Origin of the sequence: Flavobacterium sp. CF136, assembly GCF_000282055.1 — a bacterium.
Lineage (GTDB): Bacteria > Bacteroidota > Bacteroidia > Flavobacteriales > Flavobacteriaceae > Flavobacterium.
The window spans coordinates 23,321-47,276 of record NZ_AKJZ01000005.1 but is presented as its reverse complement, the minus strand read 5'-3'; the positions used below and the strand labels follow the sequence as shown (position 1 = coordinate 47,276).

The 23,956-nt window shown below is 34.4% G+C and carries 16 protein-coding genes; 2 read left to right on the top strand and 14 right to left on the bottom strand.

The features are described from left to right. Positions 1–158: 158 nt before the first annotated feature. From PMI10_RS21500 to PMI10_RS00445, 7 genes are all read right to left on the bottom strand, one after another. The gene (locus PMI10_RS21500; protein WP_007803264.1) at positions 159–3,320 is read right to left on the bottom strand and encodes a T9SS type A sorting domain-containing protein; all 3,162 of its coding nucleotides are present in this window, start codon (positions 3,318–3,320) and stop codon (positions 159–161) included. Positions 3,321–3,881: 561 nt separating this feature from the next. Then, entirely contained in the window at positions 3,882–5,756 is a 1,875-nt protein-coding gene (locus PMI10_RS00470; protein WP_007803262.1) for a peptidase U32 family protein, read from the bottom strand. Between the two features lie 155 nt (positions 5,757–5,911). Beyond that, a complete protein-coding gene (locus PMI10_RS00465; RefSeq protein ID WP_007803260.1) occupies positions 5,912–6,985 on the bottom strand; it encodes a type I restriction endonuclease in 1,074 nt (357 codons plus the stop codon). A 296-nt stretch (positions 6,986–7,281) separates the two neighbouring features. Next, a complete protein-coding gene (locus PMI10_RS00460) occupies positions 7,282–9,408 on the bottom strand; it encodes a rhamnogalacturonan lyase family protein (protein ID WP_157489672.1) in 2,127 nt (708 codons plus the stop codon). A 202-nt stretch (positions 9,409–9,610) separates the two neighbouring features. Next, a complete protein-coding gene (locus PMI10_RS00455; RefSeq protein WP_007803256.1) occupies positions 9,611–10,069 on the bottom strand; it encodes a ferritin-like domain-containing protein in 459 nt (152 codons plus the stop codon). Positions 10,070–10,361: 292 nt separating this feature from the next. After that, on the bottom strand, positions 10,362–11,549 hold the full coding sequence (locus PMI10_RS00450) for a pyridoxal phosphate-dependent aminotransferase (protein ID WP_007803254.1): 1,188 nt from the start codon (positions 11,547–11,549) through the stop codon (positions 10,362–10,364). Between the two features lie 71 nt (positions 11,550–11,620). Further along, entirely contained in the window at positions 11,621–12,721 is a 1,101-nt protein-coding gene (locus PMI10_RS00445) for a fatty acid desaturase family protein (RefSeq protein ID WP_007803250.1), read from the bottom strand. Positions 12,722–12,828: 107 nt separating this feature from the next. On the opposite strand from PMI10_RS00445, the gene rsmG reads away from it, so the two are divergent. Beyond that, positions 12,829–13,458 (top strand): 16S rRNA (guanine(527)-N(7))-methyltransferase RsmG, encoded by a 630-nt coding sequence (gene rsmG / locus PMI10_RS00440; RefSeq protein ID WP_007803248.1) that lies wholly within the window; start codon positions 12,829–12,831, stop codon positions 13,456–13,458. A gap of 148 nt (positions 13,459–13,606) precedes the next feature. Here the strand turns inward: rsmG and pruA are convergent, their stop codons facing one another. From pruA to map, 7 genes are all read right to left on the bottom strand, one after another. Further along, entirely contained in the window at positions 13,607–15,232 is a 1,626-nt protein-coding gene (gene pruA / locus PMI10_RS00435; protein ID WP_007803246.1) for an L-glutamate gamma-semialdehyde dehydrogenase, read from the bottom strand. A 153-nt stretch (positions 15,233–15,385) separates the two neighbouring features. After that, positions 15,386–15,772, bottom strand: a complete 387-nt coding sequence (gene apaG / locus PMI10_RS00430; RefSeq protein WP_007803244.1) for a Co2+/Mg2+ efflux protein ApaG — start codon at positions 15,770–15,772, stop codon at positions 15,386–15,388. Positions 15,773–15,852: 80 nt separating this feature from the next. Then, on the bottom strand, positions 15,853–17,112 hold the full coding sequence (locus PMI10_RS00425; protein WP_007803241.1) for a type IX secretion system plug protein: 1,260 nt from the start codon (positions 17,110–17,112) through the stop codon (positions 15,853–15,855). A gap of 80 nt (positions 17,113–17,192) precedes the next feature. Further along, on the bottom strand, positions 17,193–20,093 hold the full coding sequence (locus PMI10_RS00420) for a DEAD/DEAH box helicase (protein ID WP_007803239.1): 2,901 nt from the start codon (positions 20,091–20,093) through the stop codon (positions 17,193–17,195). Positions 20,094–20,201: 108 nt separating this feature from the next. After that, on the bottom strand, positions 20,202–20,975 hold the full coding sequence (locus PMI10_RS00415; RefSeq protein WP_007803237.1) for a class I SAM-dependent methyltransferase: 774 nt from the start codon (positions 20,973–20,975) through the stop codon (positions 20,202–20,204). A gap of 71 nt (positions 20,976–21,046) precedes the next feature. Beyond that, a complete protein-coding gene (locus PMI10_RS00410) occupies positions 21,047–21,421 on the bottom strand; it encodes a GxxExxY protein (protein WP_007803236.1) in 375 nt (124 codons plus the stop codon). A 59-nt stretch (positions 21,422–21,480) separates the two neighbouring features. Further along, the gene (gene map, locus PMI10_RS00405) at positions 21,481–22,299 is read right to left on the bottom strand and encodes a type I methionyl aminopeptidase (protein ID WP_035631175.1); all 819 of its coding nucleotides are present in this window, start codon (positions 22,297–22,299) and stop codon (positions 21,481–21,483) included. Between the two features lie 248 nt (positions 22,300–22,547). On the opposite strand from map, the gene PMI10_RS00400 reads away from it, so the two are divergent. Beyond that, positions 22,548–23,801 carry a DUF445 domain-containing protein gene (locus tag PMI10_RS00400; RefSeq protein ID WP_007803233.1) on the top strand — a complete coding sequence of 418 codons (1,254 nt, stop codon included), beginning with the start codon at positions 22,548–22,550 and terminating at the stop codon, positions 23,799–23,801. Positions 23,802–23,956: the final 155 nt, after the last annotated feature.

Sequence of the window (23,956 nt, the reverse complement as noted above, 5' to 3'; positions counted from 1 at the left end):
GAATTTTGAATGGTTTCCAGCTTTCGCAGAATAATAAAATGGAGTAATCAAGAGCTTTAGCCAAAGATTAATGTTGAGCTAAAACAAGGCTGAGTTTTTTTTCAAAATAAAAGGCGCCTCCGAAGAAGCGCCTTTGATGTGGATAATTTTTTAGTTGATTATTTTTTAATAATACGTTGCACGAAGTTTTTGTTTTGGAAAACGGATACAATATATACTCCATGTTTTAAAGAAGAAAGGTCTAAGGTTGTATTTCTTTCTTTAGTTGCAACGGTCATTAATTTATGACCAGTAAGATCAAAAATTGTAATTGTTGCATTGCCAGTTTCCGGAAGTGAAATTTGTATTTCGTTTTCCACTAGTGTTGGATAACATTGAAATTCTGGTTTTGAAATATTTTCGGTTTCCATAGCAGCATAGCGAGCTGTTGTGCTATTATTTGTTGTAATATTTACAGCAGTTGAATATGCACTGTTTACGTATGCAGAACTAGTGCTTGTAGCTTTAACCTGGTATGAGATTGATGTATTTGCTGAAAGCCCGGTTGCAGTATATGATGTACCTGTAACATTTGTTTCAGTACATGTAGTGGTACCAGAGCTACTTACCTTTGCAATGAAGTATGAGATTTGAACATTACCATCAAACACAAATGCAATTTGATCGCCAGCTAATAGGTTTAAGCCGGTGATTACATATTCACCACAAGTTGCAACACTGGATTGAGTAATACCCGTAGCAATTTGAGTACCTCCATTTATGGTGTAACCTAATAGATTTCTTGCGGTTGAGCCAGATGATTTTGCTCCTATCACTAATGAAGATACACGAGTAGTATTTACTAATTTTAAGACATTGTCGTTAATAGAACCACTTCTATATGTATTTGTGTATCCGGCAGGGCTGCAAGCACTCGATGTACTAATAGTTGACGAGGTTTTATATTGATCACCAGTGTTTAAAGTATAAACGCCGGCAGATGTTGCAGATGTAGAATTTAATAACATTACTACATTGCTTAAAGTTGTGCTGCTGCTGCATAAGTTAACAGTATAACCTGTTGCGTTGGCTACAGCACCCCAATTAATAGTTGCTGAAGTTTGAGTAGCCGAAGCTGTAATGTTTGCAGGAACCGCTAATGTTACAGATGCAATTGCCGTAATTGTTCCTGATAACGATGCTGCATTTCCGCTTGATTGCGAAGTTGTAACGGTATAAGCAGCGTTTGTTACTGCTGAAGTTGGAGTTCCACTAATGGTAACAGTTTTTGCCGATGTGTTTACTGAATATGATACCCCGGCAGGTAATCCTGTAACTGTTGCTCCGGTAGCTGAACCTCCATAAGTATATACAATCGTTGCGATTGGATTTCCTAAAGCAATGGATTGATTAGTTGAGCCGCTTGTAAATGCTAAGGTAGCAGTTGCAACTGTTGTAATTGTTCCTGATAATGATGCTGCATTTCCGATTGATTGTGAAGTCGTAACGGTATAAGCAGCAGATTGAACTGAAGTTGGAGTTCCGCTAATAGTAACCGTTTTTGCCGATGTGTCTACTGAATATGATACCCCGGCAGGTAATCCTGTAACTGTTGCCCCGGTAGCTGAACCTCCATAAGTATATACAATCGTTGCGATTGGATTTCCTAAAACAATGGATTGATTAGTTGAGCCGCTTGTTAGTGTTAAGCTAGCAGCTGCAACTGTTGCAATTGTTCCTGATAATGATACTGCACTTCCACTTGATTGTGAAGTCGTAACAGTATAAGCAGCAGATTGAACTGAAGTTGGAGTTCCACTAATAGTAACCGTTTTTGCAGATGTGTCTACTGAATATGATACTCCGGCAGGTAATCCTGTAACTGCTGCTCCTGTAGCTGAACCTCCATAAGTATATACAATCGTTGCGATTGGATTTCCTAAAACAATGGATTGATTAGTTGAGCCACTTATTAATACTAAGGTAGCATTTGCAACTGTTGTAATTGTTCCTGATAATGATACTGCGCTCCCACTGGATTGTGAAGTCGTAACAGTATAAGCAGCAGATTGAACTGAAGTTGGAGTTCCGCTAATAGTAACCGTTTTTGCAGAAGTGCTAACGGAATAAGATACACCGGCAGGTAATCCTGTAACTGTAGCTCCGGTAGCCGAACCTCCATAAGTATATGTAATATTTGAAATAGCACTATTTACAGCTACACTTTGAGAAGTTGAACCTGATGAAAGTGATAATGTTGGTGCAACAGGAGTACCACTATTGCAAGAAGAAGATATGACACCAGCAGTGGTTATATTCAAAGTAGCACCAGCACCACAACTTCCTGTTAATGCGGCTTTTACCAATGATGAAGACAAAGCCGTGTAGGAATAAGAGGGTTTTGAAACAGTAGATGAATTATTAGCTAAATTGTTTCCAACGCAATCTACAACAGTAACATCAGGTGTGCCACCATAGGATGCATCAATGTTTTTTGTTGTTGATGGGGTTTCAAAAACACCTCCTTCGACATAGCATTGTGTCCCTTTTCCATTACTACCATCTTCCAGACCAATACATTTATTGGCAACAGAACTATTCCAATAACAATTAAGCATATGTAATTCAGCATTTCTGGCACGTACCTGACGCTCCACACAACCTTCAGCCCACCAGCAATATTGCCATGTTATGCTATATTGAGTATCTGAAGTTGTGTTTTGTGGATAGTTAGTGGCACTAGAACCAATTAAGTCGCTAAAACGATGGTCATTTGTACCTCCCGAACCACCTGCTTTAGGTGTTTTATTGTAGCTAAATTTACACCATGAAACAGTGATGTTATCTGTGTTTCCTTTGTTGTCAAAATTTCCATCCATTCCGTCCTGAAAATCACAGTGGTCAACCCAACAATCAGTAACGCCATCAAATGTAAGGCAGTCCCTTCCGTCTGAATCATATGCGCCTGGACCAACAAATGTTACATTTCTTATGATAACATTTTTAGTGCCTGGCTTAAAATATAAAATACCTGATTTTCCTGAAGTCTGATCATTTGTGTATAGTTTGGAACCTGGTAACCCAAGAATTGTTTTGTTCGTTGCAAGAACACTAAGATAATCGATTTGGATAGAGCCTTGTATCAGGATCACTCCCGGGCCAGATGCTGTTAAGGCATTACTTAATTCGGTAAAGTTGGTTACTAAAGTTGGTGTCGCATTTCCTCCACCAGTCGCTGCTTTGCCATATCCAATAGGTGCAGTCATGTAATAATCTTGTGCTGACATTCGGGTAAGCGAAAGCAGTAACAGTCCGACAAGGACTAAATTCCATTTTTTCATAAAATTGATAAATTTGGGGTTTTAAATAAATCTATATTACAACATGACATTAATTGTATGTTGCTTTTAAAAATCGTGCAAATCTAATAATAAATATTTTGTCATTTATGAGTAGAAATCAGATTTATTACACATTATTTATTGATTTTATGATAAAAAATTATTATTTATTCATGGTATGTGCATAACGTCTTATAATAACTCAATAAATTAACTGTGTTAAATACACTTATCTGAATTAAGAAATGGAGTTTCAGTTTTCAGTCTCAGAAACTGCATATTGAAATCTGATAATTATAGATGTCTTTTTTATTAACTTCTAATTTTTTCCACCACTTGAGATTGAGACTGAAGAGGGAATGTTGCTTTCTAAGTGTTTGATTTCATTGTATTAATAAAGTAGTTTGACTTTGTAAATATGTTTTCTGTTCAGATAAAAAAAAAGCCGAAGCCTTTTGGTATAATCAGCCTTCTGGCTGTTCAGGATGACAGTTGTTTTTTCAAATGATATAAAATAACAATAAAAAAACCGATACTTCAAAAAGCATCGGTTTTGTGTTTTTAGTGAAAATGATCTTCTTCGATTTCAAATTCAGCATCTTTTTCCCAGATTTCCATTTCGCAGGGTTTACAGTTGAATTTTAATTTGTATTCCAGCTCGCCTTGTTTTAATACCAATGGTTCTTTTACTTTAACACCTACTATGTCTTTTTGGTGTATTGGGCATTTTTTTAATTCGTATTTGATGCAGTATTTGGTTGTCATTACACGAGATTTTCCTGGATCCCATTGCAATTCGAATGCTTTTTCGATTTCGGTAACGCCATGACGTTCGTAGAATTTACGAGCCGTTTTGTTCGAAACATTGTACATGAAATCCAGTTTGGTTTCAGGATACGGATGAGAAGTTTTTACCAATTGGTGTTCTTCACGCTTATAGTTGGCCAAACGAATTTGAGTCAATTGATCGTATACGGCTCTGCGTATTTCGTTAATTTTCGAAATAGGAAGGAACCAGTTTTGAGAGAACATAATGTTAATTTCATCGGCCGTATAAGGTGTAAAACCTGTTTTTGCCAATTGAGTTTTGATGTTTTCTTCGATTGATTCGCCAGTTTTAGTCTGCTCTTTTGAATGTTCTAAATTTACGATGCTTATATTTCCGTCTTCATCGGTTGCGATCAATTCAAAACCTGTTTCGTTTTCTGTAAGCAATAAAGTCGTGCTGATTTTTCGAACGGCACTGTCTTCTCTTTCAACAATTTTGATAAAAGCAGCATCGTTATTTCGGTAAATAAAAGTTCCGTCTTTTATTTCTTTTAAAACGTTTGGATATATTTTTCCATTTTCGGCTTTGTTTACATAGATTCCTTCAGCTTCGTTATTTTCGTTGATAAAACAAAGACCGTCTCCGTTGTTTAACAATTCTCCGTTCTCTATTTCGTAAGCATTTCCAACAGTTCGGATTAATTTTCCGATATATTGGCCTTTTGATTTTGGGCTTTCCCATGAACCAATAGAAGCATGTCTTTCGTTTACAAAATAATCGGTATAACCACGGTTAAAAGTTCTGTTTAATGCAGAATCAAAAGTATAGGTACATGTTCCGGAAGAAGCTTTCATGTATTTATCGCTTCCTTCGTTTTCTAAAAAGCTGTCGAGTTTTTGACGTAAATACGAAACGTTGTTTTTAACGTAAACCACATCTTTTAGACGTCCTTCAATTTTAAAAGAAACGATTCCTGCTTCAATCAAATTCGGAATTTGCTCTGAAATATCTAAATCCTTAATAGAAAGCAAGTGACTGTTTTTGATTAAAGTTTCTCCGTTTCCGTCGATTAAGTTATAAGGTAGACGGCAGTTTTGAGCGCAGGAACCACGATTGGCGCTGCGTTCTCCGTTAGCTACACTCATATAACAGTTTCCGCTAAACGAAACGCATAAAGCTCCGGTAACGAAAAATTCTAATTCAACATCTGCTTCGTCGTAGATTGTCTTAATTTGATGCAAGTTTAATTCGCGGGCTAAAACCACACGTTTGATTCCTGCATCTTTTAGGAATTTAATTTTATCAGCGTCACGATTATTAGCTTGTGTACTGGCGTGAAGTACGATAGGAGGGAGTTCCATTTCCATAATCGCCATATCCTGAATAATCAGGGCGTCTACGCCAATATCGTATAATTCATAAATCATTTTACGACAGGTTTCGAGTTCGTTGTCGTACAAAATGGTATTCATTACCACAAAAACCTGAGCATTAAATAAATGTGCATATTGTACCAAAGCCGCAACATCTTCAATTGAGTTGTTAGCGTTTGAACGTGCGCCAAATTGCGGTGCGCCAATATAAACGGCATCGGCTCCACTATTTATGGCGGCCATTCCTCCAATTAAATCTTTAGCAGGAGCTAATATTTCAATTTTCTTCTTCATTTCTAAGACTTTAGGTTTTTGCAGTATTCAAGCAAAAAAGTTTGCAAAGTTCTTATAAATAATTCGAGTTTACTAATACTGAAGTGACTTTTTTTGAAATAGTTGGGTAATATGGAATGATGTTGGTTAAGGTTTTGATTTTAATTAGTAATAGTTTATTCATAGTTTTTGAATGTAGTTAATAATTCTATTTTGTATTTGTAAATGTCGTCAAGGCTTTCTAGTAATTTTTTTTCTCCATTATCTTTACCATTATTAAATAGTTCGACATATTTATTTGATGAATTAAAATGTAACCTACAAAGTGGTTTTCTATTATTATCATCTAATAAAATTCCGAAATAAGATTGGGTATCTCTAAAGAAAATTCTATTTGATGGAATAGATTCTCTTAAAATTGCCTTGATAATTTGTGAACCTTCAATCTCTTCTTGTGTTGTTATAAATTTTGGATAATCTACACTTTCGTCTACTGAAGATAATTGTTGTTTTTCTTTCGAAGGAATTGATTCGTTAATATTAAGCGCATTTTTAAGTCTAAAATTTATTGATTCATTTATAGAGTTTGAAAATGCTTTTTTGGTGTATTCTCTAAAAGCGATCAATCTTGAGGCAATTAAAGGTTTGTCAAAAAATCTATTAACCAAAAGTTTTACTATTTCGTCAGAAGGATTTTGTAATTCTTTTTCAAACTCATTACGTATTGCTTTAATATATTTTAGGCCCTCTGCAGAATCTAAAATATTTTCCAAATTATAGCTGTTCTTGGTGAAATTTTCAAGGATTTTTAAGCTGGAATCTGAAAGGTTAGCTAAATCTAATGTGAAGAAAGGTTTCTCATCCATTATATTAGGCTTCTCTAAGTCTGCGTAAAAATTATAGGTATGTCCATTTGTTAAAACTCCAAATCGAGATTTTGATACATGATAATATCTATGTAGTTGGGAATTATGAGCGTCTGTATTTTCTTTCCAATGTTTACATTCTATTATTAAAATTGGATCACCATCTTTTTTAATTACATAGTCTATTTTTTCACCTTTTTTTGTTCCTATGTCACAAATAAATTCGGGAATAACTTCAGTAGGATTAAAAATATCGTAACCTAATATTTGAATGAACGGCATTACGAAAGCATTTTTTGTTGCTTCTTCAGTATTAATTTGATCTTTCAATGAATCAACTCTTTGATGTAGTTGCTCTAATTTTAATTTTAAATCTGCTTCCATAATTAATTTGATATAATGTTTTTGTTAAAATTTTAAAGTCGTATTTTGTTAATGGTTAGTTATTTGCATTGATAATATTCAATATAATTACTTTCAACGAAGTATAGCTCTGTTTATAAATTGATTTTATAAGTTCAAATGAAGGGTGTTTAATAAATCTGATTTATATATCATTTGTTAAAAATATAAAAAAAACATTACAAATGTTTAAATAAGTTGTTGTTTTACAGGATGGTAAATGTGAAAAAAGCTCCATGATTTCTTGGAGCTTTTAATGTTGCAAATTAAAATGTTATTTATTCTTTAATCAGTTTGATGGATGAGGTCCCTTTCTCAGATTTTACAGTAATAATATATACTCCCGGTTTGGTAGAAATTGTTCCTGCTTCAGTTTGGTTTTCTCCTTCTCCGAATCCTGTTTTTTCTCCAAGAATGTTATGGATAGTGTAAGTGAATTTGCCCTCGGCTACAATGGTGAAAGTTTGACTTGCAGGATTTGGATAGACAACAGCGCCTACCGAAGGTGCTTTCTTTGAAAAATCATTGACAGCTAGGGTTATATCTGTTGTAACTACATTGGGTTGTGTTTGTGCTGCCATATCTGTTCCCAGATAATAGCTTGGATGAGGCGGTTGATTATAAGCAGAGTTTTGCCAGGCAATTGCTACTCTGTATTGTGTGTCGTGCATTAAAGTATATAATTTATGCGTAGTAGGAATATTAGTTGTGTAAATTCGAATTGAAGTGTTATTTGTTTTTCGAAGGACAACTTCTTCACGCCAGTCCCCAAAAAGGTCAGCACTCAGACACGGTGTTGCTTTAGTGGTATTGTTTGAAGCATAATCTGTGGCGGTAAGCAAATTGACACTTTTAAAATTGATATAATCCCATTTGTCAATTTTATTGGAATCTAATAGTTCCCTGTTCAAATCAGCATCCCACCAAACAGAAAAATTAATTGAAGGTCTTTTAGCGCTGAGGTTATTTCCTTTGCAATCAAATAATCCACCTCTGGAGCCCCAACACTCGTATCCTTTATAACGAGGGTCTATATCAGCTGCATTCGCACGCCCAATGTCAATTCCTTCTCCATTCAATCCCCATAATGGTACTCCTGTCTGAGCATCTAAAAAAACCATCCCATTAGTTTTATACTTGGCCGGTTCTTCCAGACATTGCCATATTTCTTGTCCTGGACGATCAGGATCCATGTCACTCATGTGTAAAGCATCTCCGTGTCCCAAGCTGTTAGCGTATAATTTTGTGCCATCGTCATCAATACCACTGGAGCCGTTAAATATTTCGTCTTTGCCATCACCATCTACATCTCCAACAGTCATTTGATGATTACCCATGCCTGCAACAGAAGAATTTCCAGTATTGTTACTATCAAAGATCCATCGTTGTGAAAGGGTGTTGTTTCGCCAGTCCCAAGCCACGCGAACCAGTCTTGTGTAGTATCCGCGACCCATAATCAAACTTGGTTTTGAACCATCAAGATAGGCTACGGCAGCAATAAAACGATCTACACGGTTGCCATAACTGTCTCCCCAGGAAGAAACAGTTCCGCGTGCCGGTAAATAATCAGTTGAAGCCATTGCTTTCCCTGTTTCCCCATTAAAAATAGTTAAAAACTCAGGGCCTGATAAAATACGTCCCAAAGTTTTTCCGGCAGTAGCAATTCTGTAATCTGCAGTAGCCGATCCAATGACAGCACCTGTTCCATCTATAGTACCATCAGCTGTTTTGCATGCCATTTCGGCTTTACCATCTGAGTCTAAATCATAGACCATAAACTGGGTATAATGTGCACCGGCACGAATGTTTTTCCCTAAGTCAATTCTCCAAAGGCGTATTCCGTCTAAACGGTAGCAATCAATAAATACATTTCCGGTATAGCCTTCTATTGAGTTGTCCTGAGAGTTGGATGGATCCCATTTTACAAATATTTCATACTGTCCATCGCCATCTACATCCCCAACGCTGCAATCATTTACGCTATACGTATAGCTAAGTCCATTTGGAGTGGTTCCGTCAGGAGGTATTTGCATCGCAATATCTAAATATTGATTGGCCCATACCACAGCGGTTTCAGTAGTTGTTTCTTCGACACCATTAATAATAGCACGAACAGAATAACTTCCGTCAGTAGTGATATTGTGAGTGAAGTTCGTGGTGGTTGCAAAAGGACTTTCAGCAACTTTTACATCATTGTAATACAAGTTATAACTTACATCTGTTGGTTCGGTACCCAGCATTCTCCAGCCTACATAGACCTGATTCGGATTTAAACGAATGGCTATCAAGCCATGATTGAGTTTTTCAACAGTACGTTGCGCATACATTTGAGTGGATATTCCAAATAAAATTAGAAATAAAAAGTACGTCTTTTTGAATAATCCGGTTCTGATTTTTTTGTTCATAATGGTTCTGATAGATTGGTTAGTTGTATGAAAATACATAAAATAAACAATCAAAAAACAATAAAAAGAATCTGTTTTGTTAAATTTTAACAAGTGTTAACTTAGTGAGATAGTGCTTTTTACAGAGGCCCCATATTTGTATATAACGAAAAAATGCTCCAGGGTTATTCCTGAAGCATTTTTAATAAAAACACTTTATGTATTAAGACAATTTTTTAGCTTTAATTTTTGCTAATGTATTTTCGATACTATTTAAGTGTTTCGAAACAACAGCGATCTGATTGAGTTCAAGTTCGTTTTTTTCTAATGCCATTTTGTATTTTTCAATAGCGGCTTCTTCTCCGGTAATGCAGGCATTAATAATTGCTTCGGTATCACCACCGGTGAATGATGATTTAATATCAATCCAGGTACGGTGTAAAGCTCCCAATGGCCCTCCGCCGGAAGTATCGGTTGATTTTCCCAGTTTGTTGATTTCATCTTGTATTTCTACAATAAAAAGCGCACGTTCGCGGGCATATTCTAAAAAATCAGCTTTAATAGCCGGGTTTTCTACATGTTCAGCGGCATTTGTATATCCTAGTTTTCCATCTTCCAAAATAGAGATTAATCCTTCTAATGTACTGACTGTTTCTTTTGTAGTTTCATCTGTATGTATCATGATGTAATTTTTTAAAATATTAATAATACAAAGATGGGATTTTATAAAGCCTTCTGTTTTACAGAATTATGCTGGTTATTTACAATATTTTTAGAATAGGAACTTTGAGATATCATATTTCTTTGAAATGACAATCTCTGCTTGCCGTTTTGCGTGAGGGATAGTAACGAAAAGCCCACAGCCTGACAAAGGAAGTGCGAGGACTTGTAGTGAATAGCCCGACCCTTGGGGCACGCCATAAAAAAAGCTTCAGGAATTTCCTGAAGCTTCATATATATAATTTGAATCTTGACTAAGCCAAAGCTTCTTTGATTCTGCGTAATGCTTCTTTTAAAATATCTTCGCTTGTTGCGTAAGAGAAACGGATACAGTCCGGATTTCCGAAAGCGTCACCTGTTACGGTTGCTACGTTTGCTTCTGCTAAAAGATACATTGATAAATCGTTTGCATCTTTAATTTCAGTTCCTTTTAATGTTTTTCCGAAGAAAGAAGAAACGTCAGGAAAAACATAAAATGCACCTTCCGGAACGTTGATTTTTACACCTGGGATTTCTTTTAATAATCCAACAACCAAATCTCTGCGGCTGTGGAAAGCCTGAACCATATGGTTTAATACGCTTGGGTCAGCATCTACGGCAGTAATAGTAGCACGCTGCGCTACAGAATTTGCTCCTGAAGTTACCTGTCCCTGAATTTTTGTACACGCTTTTGCGATAAATTCCGGAGCTCCGATGTAACCAATTCTGTATCCTGTCATTGCGAATGCTTTTGCAACTCCGTTTACAGTAACTGTTTTTTCTAACATTCCAGGGATTGAACCGATACTGCAGAAAGTTCCTGAGAAATTGATATGCTCATAAATTTCGTCAGCTACTACATATATATTTGGGTATTTCTCCAACACTTTTGCAAGAGCTGTTAACTCTTCTCTGCTATAAACAGATCCAGATGGGTTACAAGGTGAACTGAACCACATCATTTTTGTTTTTGGTGTGATGGCTGCTTCTAATTGTTCCGGTGTAATTTTGAAATCTGTATCTACAGACGTTGGCACCTCAACAGGAACTCCGCCGGAAAGTTTTACAATTTCGAAATAAGAAACCCAGTAAGGTGCAGGTAAAATAACCTCGTCACCATCATTCAGCATTACTTGTGCAATGTTGTATAAAGATTGTTTTGCCCCTGTAGAAACTACAATTTGTGATGGTTTGTATTCTAAACCATTGTCTCTTTTGAATTTTCTGCAGATAGCCTCTTTTAAATCCTGATATCCATCTACCGGAGAATATGTACTGTAATTTTCATCGATAGCTTTTTTTGCAGCCTCTTTAATAAAGTCAGGGGTATTAAAGTCAGGCTCACCTAAACTTAAACTGATAATATCTTTTCCTTGTGCTTTTAACTCACGAGCTAATGCAGCCATCGCTAAAGTCTGCGAAGTAGCTAAATTGTTAATTCTGTCTGAAAGAATATGGTTCATTATAAAAATTTTGATTGTCCTTAATTTCAAGTTGAAACTAAGGAAGGTTAATTATTAATAGATTTTTTAGTTTAAAGTGATAATTCAGGTTTCATTCCAAGATCTTTCAGATGCTTGTAATGTGCCCAAACAGCGCTCCTCATTGTTTTGAATTCATAATAAGGTAAATTACACTCTTTGGCTGTTTGTTTTACAATTTCAGCTATTTTTCCGTAATGAACGTGGCTGATATTTGGGAATATATGATGTTCAATCTGATGATTTAATCCTCCGGTAAACCAGTTTACTATTTTGTTTTTCGGTGCAAAATTAGCGGTGGTGTACAATTGATGAATAGCCCATGTATTTTCGATTTCCCCTTCTTCATTAGGAACCGGATTTGAAGTTTCCTCAACAACATGTGCCAATTGAAAAACAATACTTAAAATTAATCCTGCAACGTAATGCATCACAAAAAAACCAATAACGACTTTCCACCATGTTACTCCTAAAACCATTGGTAAAACCATCCAGATTAAAATGTAAATTATTTTTGTGATTACCAAAACTGTCCAGAGTTTAGTTGGACTTTGAGGTGTTCCGTAAGACAATTTTCTTTTCAGGTAGTTTTTCATTTGCTTGAAATCGGTTGTCAAAGACCAATTAAAAGTTAATAACCCATATAAGAAAAAGGAATAATAATGTTGAAATTTATGAAAGCGATGCCATTCTGCATTTTGCGTAAAACGAATGATTCTTCCGGCATCAAGATCCTCATCGTGCCCGTGAATGTTGGTATAAGTATGGTGTAATACATTATGTTGTACCTGCCAGTTGTGAACATTTCCGGCTAAAACATAAATAGTTCCGCCCATAATTTTATTAATCCATGATTTAGAGGAATATGAACCGTGGTTGCCATCATGCATAACGTTCATTCCGATTCCCGCCATTCCGATTCCCATGACGATATTCAATAATAATTGTGCCCAAAACGGCATTGTATCAAGAGCCAGAATTAAAAAATAAGGAGTGAGGAAAACCGTAAAAAGAATAATCGCTTTTAGATGCAATTTCCAATTTCCGGTTTTCTGAATGTTGTTCTCCTTAAAGTATGTGTTTACCCGTGAGTTAAGTGTTCTGAAGAACTTCAGATTGTCTTGCTTTGCAAATGTAGGCGCAGTGTTATTCATAATTAATTTAAATAGTTTTCAAAGGTAATTATTATAAATTTTCAATTTGCAAAATTGAGTTAAATATTTCAATCGTAAAGTATTACTTTTGTTAAAAAATTACAGCAATGGATGAGATTCTGAAATATTTTCCTGATTTGACCGACATTCAAATCGAACAATTTCAAAAATTAGACTTTTTATATCATGATTGGAATGAAAAAATCAATGTTATTTCAAGAAAAGACATTGATGCCTTATATACAAAACACATTTTGCATTCACTTGGAATTGCAAAAATCATGAAGTTCGAACCAGGGGCAACTGTTCTGGATGTTGGAACAGGTGGAGGATTTCCCGGGATTCCGTTGGCGATTCTTTTTCCGGAAACCCGTTTTTATCTGATTGATGTTATTGCAAAAAAAATAAAAGTAGTGCAAGGCGTTGTAGATGCCTTGGAATTAAAAAATGTAAAAGCAGAACAGAAGCGTGCCGAATTGGTAAAAGGAGATTTCGATTTTATTGTAAGTCGTGCTGTAACCAATATGCCTGATTTTGTGTCCTGGATTCATGATAAAATCAAAAAACAGCACAAACACACCTTAAAAAACGGAATTCTATATTTAAAAGGAGGCGATTTAACCGAAGAATTAAAAGATTTTCCTAAAGCAACCTTATATGATTTATCGACAATTTTTGAAGATGAATTTTTTGAAACCAAAAAAGTGGTGCATTTGCCTTTGAAGTTTCAGGCTTAAAAAAGGTTTCAAGTTTCAGGTTTCAAGTTTTGTTCCGGAACTGGGTAAAAAACAAAATCCGAATCTTAAAATATTTAAGATTCGGATTTTTTATATGAACAGAGTTTCATAAACTTGAAACCTGCAATTTTTTAAACTTGAAACAAAATTACCCCAAGAATGGATATCTGTAATCTTCCGGGGTTACAAAAGTTTCTTTGATGGTTCTTGGAGAAGCCCAACGCAATAAGTTCAAAGCAGAACCGGCTTTATCGTTGGTTCCGGATGCTCTGGCACCACCAAAAGGCTGCATTCCTACAACAGCTCCTGTTGGTTTATCATTGATGTAGAAGTTACCGGCAGAATTTTGCAATTTCGTAGTTGCTACTTCAATAGCATAGCGATCCTGGCTAAATACAGCTCCTGTTAAAGCATATTCAGAAGTAGTATCAACCAATTCTAAAGTCTCTTCCCATTTTGAATCTTCGTAAACATATATAGTAATTACTGGTCCGAATAATTCGGTTTCCATTGTAGTATATTTTGGGTTTGTCGTTACAATAACTGTCGGCTCAATAAAGTAACCCACAGATTTATCATAATTTCCTCCAACAATAATTTCAGCATCAGCATCTTTTTTAGCCTGATCGATATAACTGGCTAATTTATCAAAAGATCCTTCGTGAATAACTGCAGTAATAAAGTTTCCGAAATCTTCAGGAGAACCCATTTTCATAGATTTTACATCTGTAATCAATTGTTCTTTTACAACTGGCCATAAACTTTGCGGAATATAAGCTCTTGAAGCTGCAGAACATTTTTGTCCCTGAAATTCAAATGCACCACGAGTAATTCCCGTAACAACTTGTTTTACGTTAGCGCTTGGGTGTGCAATAATAAAATCTTTACCACCCGTTTCCCCAACGATTCTTGGGTATGTTTTATAATGGTGAATGTTTGTGCCAATTTTTGCCCAGATATCTTTAAAAACATGAGTTGAGCCTGTAAAGTGAACTCCTGCAAAATCACGACTTGCCAAAACAGTATCGGTAATCATTAAAGCATCTCCAAAAACTACGTTGATAACCCCATCAGGAACTCCGGCTTCTTTGAAAACTTCGATAATGATTTTTGCAGAAAATACCTGACTGTCACTTGGTTTCCAAACCACAACGTTACCCATCATAGCAGCACTTGCAGGAAGATTTGCAGCAATTGCAGTAAAGTTGAAAGGAGTAATCGCGTAAACAAACCCTTCAAGCGGTCTGTATTCTAAACGATTCCATGTTGTAGAATCAGATTTTGGCTGATCGTTGTAAATTTGAGTCATAAATTCTACGTTGTAACGTAAAAAATCGATTAATTCGCAAGATGCATCAATTTCTGCCTGGTGAATATTTTTAGATTGCCCGATCATTGTAGCAGCGTTGATACGTGCTCTATATGGACCAGCAATAAGTTCAGCAGCTTTTAAAAAAATAGCTGCACGTTGTTCCCATGCCATATTTGCCCATGCTTTTCTTGACTCAAGCGCATTGGCAATGGCTTTTTCTATATGTTGTTTTTCAGCCAAATGATAAGTTCCTACGATATGTTTGTGATCATGAGGTGCTGATATTGTTCTTGTGTTTCCAGTTCTTATTTCTTCGCTTCCAATGTATAATGGAACATCGATTTTAGAATTCCACATTGTTTTGTAAGCTGCAAGAACAGCTGCTTTTTCTGGCGAGTTCGGTGCGTATCCTTTAACTGGCTCGTTTACCGCTTTTGGTACATGAAAGAATCCTTTTAGCATGTTATTAAAATTAGATAATTAAACAATTTAGCTGTTAGAAGATTTGATTTATTGCGAATACTCTAACGGAGTACAAAAGTACAAAGGATAAATTAATAATTTGATAATTTTAAGAATAAGATAACTATGGAAGAAAAAAGTTTTAGCTAAGACCTAATTTATGGCAAAAGGAGCACACATTCTAAAAGTAGGAACGATTACTTTAAATATTTTTGTCGTGGTAAAATTTATCATATTAAAATGACCCTTCATTGCTCCATAAGGAGAAGATAATAAACAACCTGAACTATAGGTATGATTTTCTCCTGGTTTTAATACAGGTTTTTTGCCTATAACTCCTTCACCGTCAACTATTTCTATGTCATTTAAGGAATCGAAAATCTCCCAGTGACGAGAGGTTAATTGTACGGAATCTTTGCTGTGATTTTCGATTGTAACCACGTAGCTAAAGGCAAAATGAATCTTGTAGTTTTTGAAGTAAGTACCTTCAAAACTAGTCAAAACAGATATTTTTATGCCTCTTGTTATCTGAGAAACCATACTAAAGTAGTATATATGTGAGTGTTATAACTGCAAACTTACGAAAAAAAATGATTCTATTAAAATCCTTTTAGAATGTTTTAATTGATAATATTTGATGAGTTCGCATTTCCCTTTCCAATAACTTTCTGGTAGCGGTCAGTACTTTCCCTGTAATAAACTAAAATTGTATATTCGTTTTCAGTTTGGTAAAAATTTCCATCGATAGCATTCTCATAATCAATAGTTCCTTTTTTGTCCGCTATTGTATATTGAAAATTAGTAAAACCCTGTTTAATCATTACTGCTTTTTCATAAATACCTTTTTCGGCATTATAATCCATTTTATATTCGGGTGATAAACTATAATTATTGAACATTCCCGTAATATAAATGTCTTTGTCTAATCTGAAAGTTGGAGCCGAAAGACTAAAATATACCCAGGCATAATCGGCTTCAACAGCATTATTTGAGGCATTGATATTTTTGACTACAAAATTTCCGTTTACATCTTGATTTACCGTGTAAATATGATTTGCCCTTGCCGGACTAGTATATAAATATGAATTGTAAATATCGCTATTAGCGCCTATTTTTGCGACATTATTACTGGCAACCCTTATATCTTTATTTTCAAAATATAAAAATTCATTTCCTCCCCAGAACTGTGTTTCACTATCGTATTTATAAACCAATTCATTTGCCAGTGTATATTGTGGAGGTACATTTTTGATAGTCGTATTAAAATTTCCATTTTGAATCAAAAGTGTTTTTACATTTTGCAGAGGATTTTGAAAAACAATATCATTGGATGTGATTGAAAAATCAAGATTCTGTTTGTAATCAATATTGCTGAGGTTTCTGCTTCTTTTTACCTGAGCCGCAACAGTACAACGCTCTTCGTATAAAATAAATTTTCTCGAAAAAACAACTTCCCTGTCTTCATTCAGGATTTTTAGCATATAATTCCCGGAAATTCGCAGTTGTGTAGTAAACTGGTTTGGAAAAGGGAGTCTGTAGTGGGAATAAAGCTGGAGTGTATTGAAAGAATTCGAGTAATCTGTAATTCGTTGATTATCGAAACCGAGAATGTAATCTGTTTTAGGAATACCTGTCGGTTTCCAGTTATAATCACAATGTGTAATTTCAAAATAATAATTGGCTTCATTACCAAATAAGTCATCAAATTGCAATTCAAATGTAGCACCTAATTCAAATATAGGAACGACATTACTTCCACCCTGAACAAATGACACAGTCTTGATATTATAGGGCGGAGTCACCTCAGTTTGTACTTCCTGGGCTGTTGCCGAAGTAAAAATGAAAACCAGAAGAAGTTTTTGAAATAAAAATTTTGGCATCTTATTACATTGTAAGATTGTAAATATAAGAATTTATATAACGAAAAATAGGACATTTTATTGGTTTTAAAAACAAATTATTAAGAACCCAAAATGTATTCCAGATTAACTTCAATTTCGTCGTTAATATAGCTTTCTTCTAAAAGTGAATCAGATAACAGCTTTTTGTTTTCCTGCAGCTTGATTATTTTTTCTTCTACCGTATTTTTCGAAATAAACCGAATAACATTTACTTTATTTAACTGTCCAATCCGGTGTGCCCTTCCAACACCTTGTTTTTCTGCAAAAGGATTCCACCAGGGATCTAAGAACAAAACATAAGAAGCTTTGGTGATATTTAAACCAACGCCGCCAGCTTTGAGCGAAATAAAAAATAGCAAAGGATCTTCGTTTTCCTGAAACAGATTTACCTGTTGCTCTCTTTTCCTTGCAGGGGTTTCGCCTGTAATTTCACAAAAATCTATTTTGTTTTCCTTGCACCAATCGGTGTAAAAACTCAAATTAGTAACAAATGAGCTAAAAATGATGATTTTCTGTTTCTCTTTTACTAACGTTTCCAGATAATTAGTGACCGCATTATATTTTCCTGAATCAATTTCCGATTCCTGATCTGCCATTTTTGGATGATTACTCAACTGTCTTAACTTCATCAGCGTATTGATAATGCTAATTTTGTCAGGGCTTGATCCATCTGTTTTCAGTAAAAAATTCCGGGCTTTTGATTTTTCTTTTTCATATAATTTTTCCTGTTCAGGATCCATATCGCAATAATAAATCTGTTCTGTTAATTCGGGTAAATCCTTTAAAACCTGTTCTTTGGTCCTTCTTAAGATATAAGGCTGAATAAGGTTTTTTAATTCAGACAAACTATTTTCATCCTGTTTTTTCTCAATCGGAATTTTAAAATTTTCTGCAAAGAAAGCATAAGTGCCCAAAATATCCGGATTTATAAATTGCATCTGCGACCATAAATCGTCCAATGAGTTTTCGATTGGCGTACCGCTTAGCGCCATTTTATGAGCCGTGTTTATTTTATTTATGGCTTTAAAAATTTTAGAATTTTTATTTTTAATGTATTGGCTTTCATCCAAAATTAAATAACGGAAATTGTATTTTTCTAAAATTGAAATATCACGATGAACGATGCTGTAACTGGTAAAAATTAAATCAGTTGATTCTAATCGGCTTGCTAATAATTTTCTGTCGTTGCCAACATATTGCATTTTTGAAAAATGTGGTGTGAATTTTACAGCTTCGTTGTACCAGTTAAAAACCAATGAAGAAGGCAAAACAATCAGGGCTCTTAAAGGTTCTTTTTCAACAACAGTTTCATTCTGAAACAAATCAAAATTGGTTGTTTTAGTTGTATATCCTAACTGTTCTTGTACGGCAACCAAGACCGCTAAAGTTTGTAATGTCTTTCCCAGTCCCATATCATCTGCCAGACAAGCCCCTAAATTTGAATTGAAATGACCTAAAAGCCATTTTACACCATCAATTTGATAAGGTCTCAAAGTTGCTTTTAGCAAATCAGAAGCTACATATTCTGCTTCGTGAATTACATCGTTTTTAATTTCCGGAATTGCATCTAAAGCGGCAAAATTACTTTTACGTAAAAGGAGATTTCCGTTATCTGTTTTGGCCAATTTTACCAGCGAACTATATTTGCTGAGCCATTCTAAAGGAATCAAAAAATAGTTTCCGTCAGGCAGTAAAAAAAGTCTTTCCTTGTTTTTTATATTGGGAATAATTTCGCTGAAATTGATCTTAAAAGCCCCAATCGTAATAATGATTTTAATGTCGAACCAGTCTCCATTTGTATCTTTTGAGGCCGAAACAGTATGGTTTTCTGTAATGATTTCTTTGCTTTCAAGTTTCAGGTTTTGGATCGTAAAACCTAAACTTTCAAGCTTTTCTTTATTGTCAATAATTAATTGAATATTGATATAAGGATCATCGGTTTCTAAATCTGTATCCAGCCCAAACAATTCGTTTTTGACTTTTACTAAACCAATTTCAAATAATTTTTTTGTGTATAAAATTTCGACGGCACTTCTTTTAAACTGAATTATTTTGGGCTCATTAGCAATGCTGAAATCAACAAAAGAATGTGTTTTTTTAGTTTTACCGGCGTCAAATAAATAACCGTTATAATCGAAATAAAGATTGAGGTAATAACAATTTTTAAAGAAATCATAAACTGGCTGAATCGTACTCGAAATTATTTGATCACGCTGTTCCATTTCAAAACCAGTGGCTTCAATATCAATTTTTTTGGCTATTTCGGGAATAAAACTTTTAAAATAACTATCAACCAATTTTGAAGGTATTTCAATTGATTTTTTCTTTAGAAAAGGAGTCAGTTTTTTAGAATTAAGCTCTTTTAATTGCCCTAATTTCTTATTGACAATTAGCCAGCCCGGCTCATCCAAAAGAATATCGATACTACTATTCATAGGTGAAAAAGTAGTTTTATTTTCTTTTAAGGAAAGGGTATAAGTAATACCTTCTGAATGTTTAGCAAATTGAATTTGAGGTTCAAAATCACGAGAATCGATATTAACTCTGGATCGATAAAAGTCTTTCTCAGGTCCTAAATCCAAAGATAAAGGAAATTGTTCCTTCACAATTAAATCGTAAAAGGAACTTAAATTGAATTTTAAATGCTGACGAATTGCAAAATCAATTTTGGAATCTTTTTGCAGATCGGCAATGGTTTTTGCCGATTTGATTTTGACGCTGAATTTTTTGAAAATAAATTCAGGTTTTAAAGATTCACAAACTGTCAGTATTTTTTTTGTATTGGAATCTAAATTTTCAAAAACAATTCCAAAACTTTCAAGGACATTCTTAGTCGCTTTTTTGTCTAAATATTTAATTTCAGAAGTACCCTCAACAATATATGAGGTTGGAATATAGGTATTCAGATTTTTTTCAAAACTGATATCAAAACAAAACTGAAATGATTTTGTAGGTTCCAAGATTTTGGGATTTGGTTAGGTTGTAATTTGGGAATTCTATAAAATTAAAAAGTTTCCAAATTATTACTATTTTGAAAACTTTTTAAATGAACTTATATGGTGGAAAAATTAGTTTTCCGGTTTGAAGCAAAGCGGAATAATTTCTCCTTTTGCCAGACAATATTTCTCAACCAGTTCAGGAGTAAGTTTATTGGTATAATCTTCTTCAATTACGATAAATCCAATACTTCTTAGCTTGTCAAAATAATCACGGCCGTAAATACGAACATGGTCATATTGTCCGAATATTTTAGCACGTTCTTTTTGATCTGTAATTGAGTCGTCTGCAAAGGTCACTTCTCTGTTTAAATCTTGTGGAATCTGCAAAACTGCCATTCCGCCTGGTTTTAATACACGAAATAATTCCTGCATCGCTTTTGTATCATCCGGAATATGTTCTAAAACGTGGTTACACAAAATCACATCATATTCGTTGTCTTTAAAAGGCAAATTACAAATATCTGCTTTTACATCTGCCAAAGGCGAAAATAAATCGGTTGTCGTATAATCAAGATTTTTTTGTTTGCGGAATAATTTATAAAAAGCTTGTTCCGGAGCAAAATGCAATACTTTTTTAGGTGCTGTAAAAAAATCAGTCTGGTCGTTTAGGTATAACCAAAGCAAGCGGTGTCTCTCTAACGAAAGTGTACTTGGTGAAAGTACATTGTTACGTTGTTTGCCATATCCGTAAGGCAAAAATGACCTAAAACTTTTCCCGTCAATAGGATCAGTATATTTATTTCCTTTTAATGATAAAGCCAAAATTGGACGCGCCACATAACTCAAACGAATTAATAATGGACGTGGAATTGTATTAAGTACTAATTTAAATAGTTTCTTCACGGTTTAATAGATATTTGAACACGAATTTACGGATTTGTATTGCGGTGAAATTTCACGGATCTTTATTTGGGTTAAAGTATTATTCTTTTATATTTCAGGCTGTCCTCTCCAAAATTGATTAGTAATCCTAATTTGTTTTTTGATGCGGCTAAATAATTTAATGTTTGTTTGATTTCACTTGTTGACAGTGCTGTAATTGCTTTTAGTTCTAAAATGATTTCATCGTAAATTACAAAATCTGCAAAATAATAGCTTGATAATATGATGTCTTTGTAAGCTATATTATATTTTAGCTCCCTGTTATATGGAATTTCATTTCTTTGAAACTCATATTCTAATGCGTCACCATAAACTTTTTCACTATGTCCTTTACCCAATATTTTATGAACCTCCATGCAGATTCCTATAATTTTATAGGACTCATCCTTTAAATATAATTCGTTCATAATTTATATTAGTGAAATTTCAAAGCTATATTAATCTGTGTAAATTAGTGAAATTCGTGTTAGATAACTAACGGCACTTTTCTGAATTCATCTTCTTCGTTGCTTTCAATTCCTAATGCTTTGTAGATGTAATAGAAAGTCGATAAAATTTCAGGTTTTCCATCAATTAAAGCAACATCATGCTCAAAGTGCGCACTTGGTTTTCCGTCAGCGGTCAGGATAGTCCAGCCGTCTTTTAGTTGTTTGATGTTTTTTGTTCCCATGTTAATCATCGGCTCAATTGCAACCACCATTCCTTCAACAAAAAGTTTTCCTCTGCCTTTTTTACCATAATTTGGCATTTCGGGAGCTTCGTGCATTTTTTGTCCTAAACCATGACCAACCAATTCACGAACAACTCCGTATCCGTGAGATTCTGTATATTTTTGAATCGCATTTCCAACATCTTCTACGCGATTTCCGGCTTTAAATTCTCTGATTCCTATGTAAAGAGATTCTTTGGTTACCTGCAAAAGTTTTTTAGTTTCAGGGGCAACTTCTCCAATTTCAAAACTATAGGCATGATCGCCGTGATATCCATTTTTGAATGCACCGCAATCTACCGAAATAACATCTCCGTTTTTCAAAGGTGTATTGTTTGGAATTCCGTGTACGACCTGAGCGTTCGGGCTCATGCAAAGCGAATTAGGGAAATCATACAATCCTAAAAAGCTGGGAACTGCACCGTGATCGCGAATAAATTCTTCGGCTAATTTGTCAAGATATAATGTAGTTACTCCTTCTTTAATTTCAGAAGCAATCATTCCTAATGTTTTAGATACGATCAAAGCACTTTCGCGCATTAATTCTATTTCCTCTCTGGTTTTTTGGATAATCATATTTTTCAGATTTTCAGTTCGCAAAAGTACAATTTTAATATAAATTTTTCGCCACGAATTTCACGAATTAGTACGAATTCAATATTAACCTAAAAATTGAATTTCACGAATTTCATTTGTTTTAAAATTTACGCAGAAAATAATTAGTGAAGATTCGTGAAATTTGTGGCAACCCTTTTTAATTTCAAAGTCTTTTGGGTTTATTATTTGACAGAAAAAACGTAAATTAGTAGAAAAACGTTATAATCATGGAGACTTCTACAGATCAAGATATAGTTAAATTAAAAGCTTTGCGAAAAATGAAGGCCAGTGCTTTGTCACTTTTAGGTGTTGCGGTGCTTTTGTTTATAATTGCTATTTACTTTAAAATTCCGATGCTGCAGGCTTTTAGTGAAGCTGCAATGGTAGGTGGAATTGCCGATTGGTTTGCAGTTGTTGCTTTGTTTCGTCACCCTTTGGGAATTCCGATTTGGCATACCGCCATTATTCCAACAAAAAAAAATGAAATTGGAGAAAATCTGGGGAATTTTGTTTCAGAAGAATTTTTGAACCGTGAGAAATTAGAAATTAAATTAGAGGAATTCAATTTTGCTGTAAAAGCATCTGATTGGTTATCACAAGAAGAAAATGCAGATAAAATCGCCAACGCAATAGCGTTAAATATTATTCCGGGAATCCTGAAAGCCATAAAAGATGAGGATATAAAAAGATTTATTCAGGTTCAGTTCAAGGAAAAATTAGAAGCTATTAATTTTGGAGATTGGGTAGCTCTGGCCTTAGAACCTTTGCAGAAAGGAAACGTAAAGGATCGATTATTGACAAATCTTTTAGAAGTCATGAGTGCGGAATTGAGTAATAATAAAGATCTCATTAGAAAAAAAGTAAAGGAATCAACACCATTTTTGAGTTTTGGCCTTGCTGATAAAAGTATTTCAGAAGGTATTTTTAATGGATTACAGGAATTTTTAAATGAAGCAAAAAATCCTGAAAGTGAAATCAGAATAAAAATAGATGAGTATGTGTATGATTTTCTGGATAAAGTAAAAAACTCTGAAGAGATGAGGGTAAAAATCAACAATATGATTCTTGATTTTGCAGGCAAAAAAGAAGTTCAGGATTATGTTAACGGAATTTGGGATGAGATAAAATTATCGATAACCAATGATATCGGAAAAGGTGATGAATCTTCTATTAAAAAGAATATTGCCAGCCTGATTCAGAGTTTTGGAAATGGACTAAAAGAAGATCCTGTGATGATCGATAAGATTAATAATTTTATTAAGAATGATTTGCTGTCAGTGCTTTTGAATAATAAAAAAGTAATTGGGGACTTAATATCTTCAACAGTAAAAAGCTGGGATGGTAAAGAAGTTTCTGAAAAGTTAGAATTAGAAATAGGAAAGGATCTTCAGTATATAAGAATCAACGGCACTTTGGTAGGAGGACTTATCGGACTTGTGATTTATGGTGTCGAATGGACTTATCATTATTTTATAATGTGATAAAATTTATTTCAAAACACAAATGTCAGATTGAGCGGAGTCGAAACCCTTTCTGTATCACAAGCCTTCGACTCCGCTCAGGGTGACATAACGTTATTTTATTTATAAAAACAAAAAAGAGACAAATTTCAAAACTTGTCTCTTTTTTATTGGAT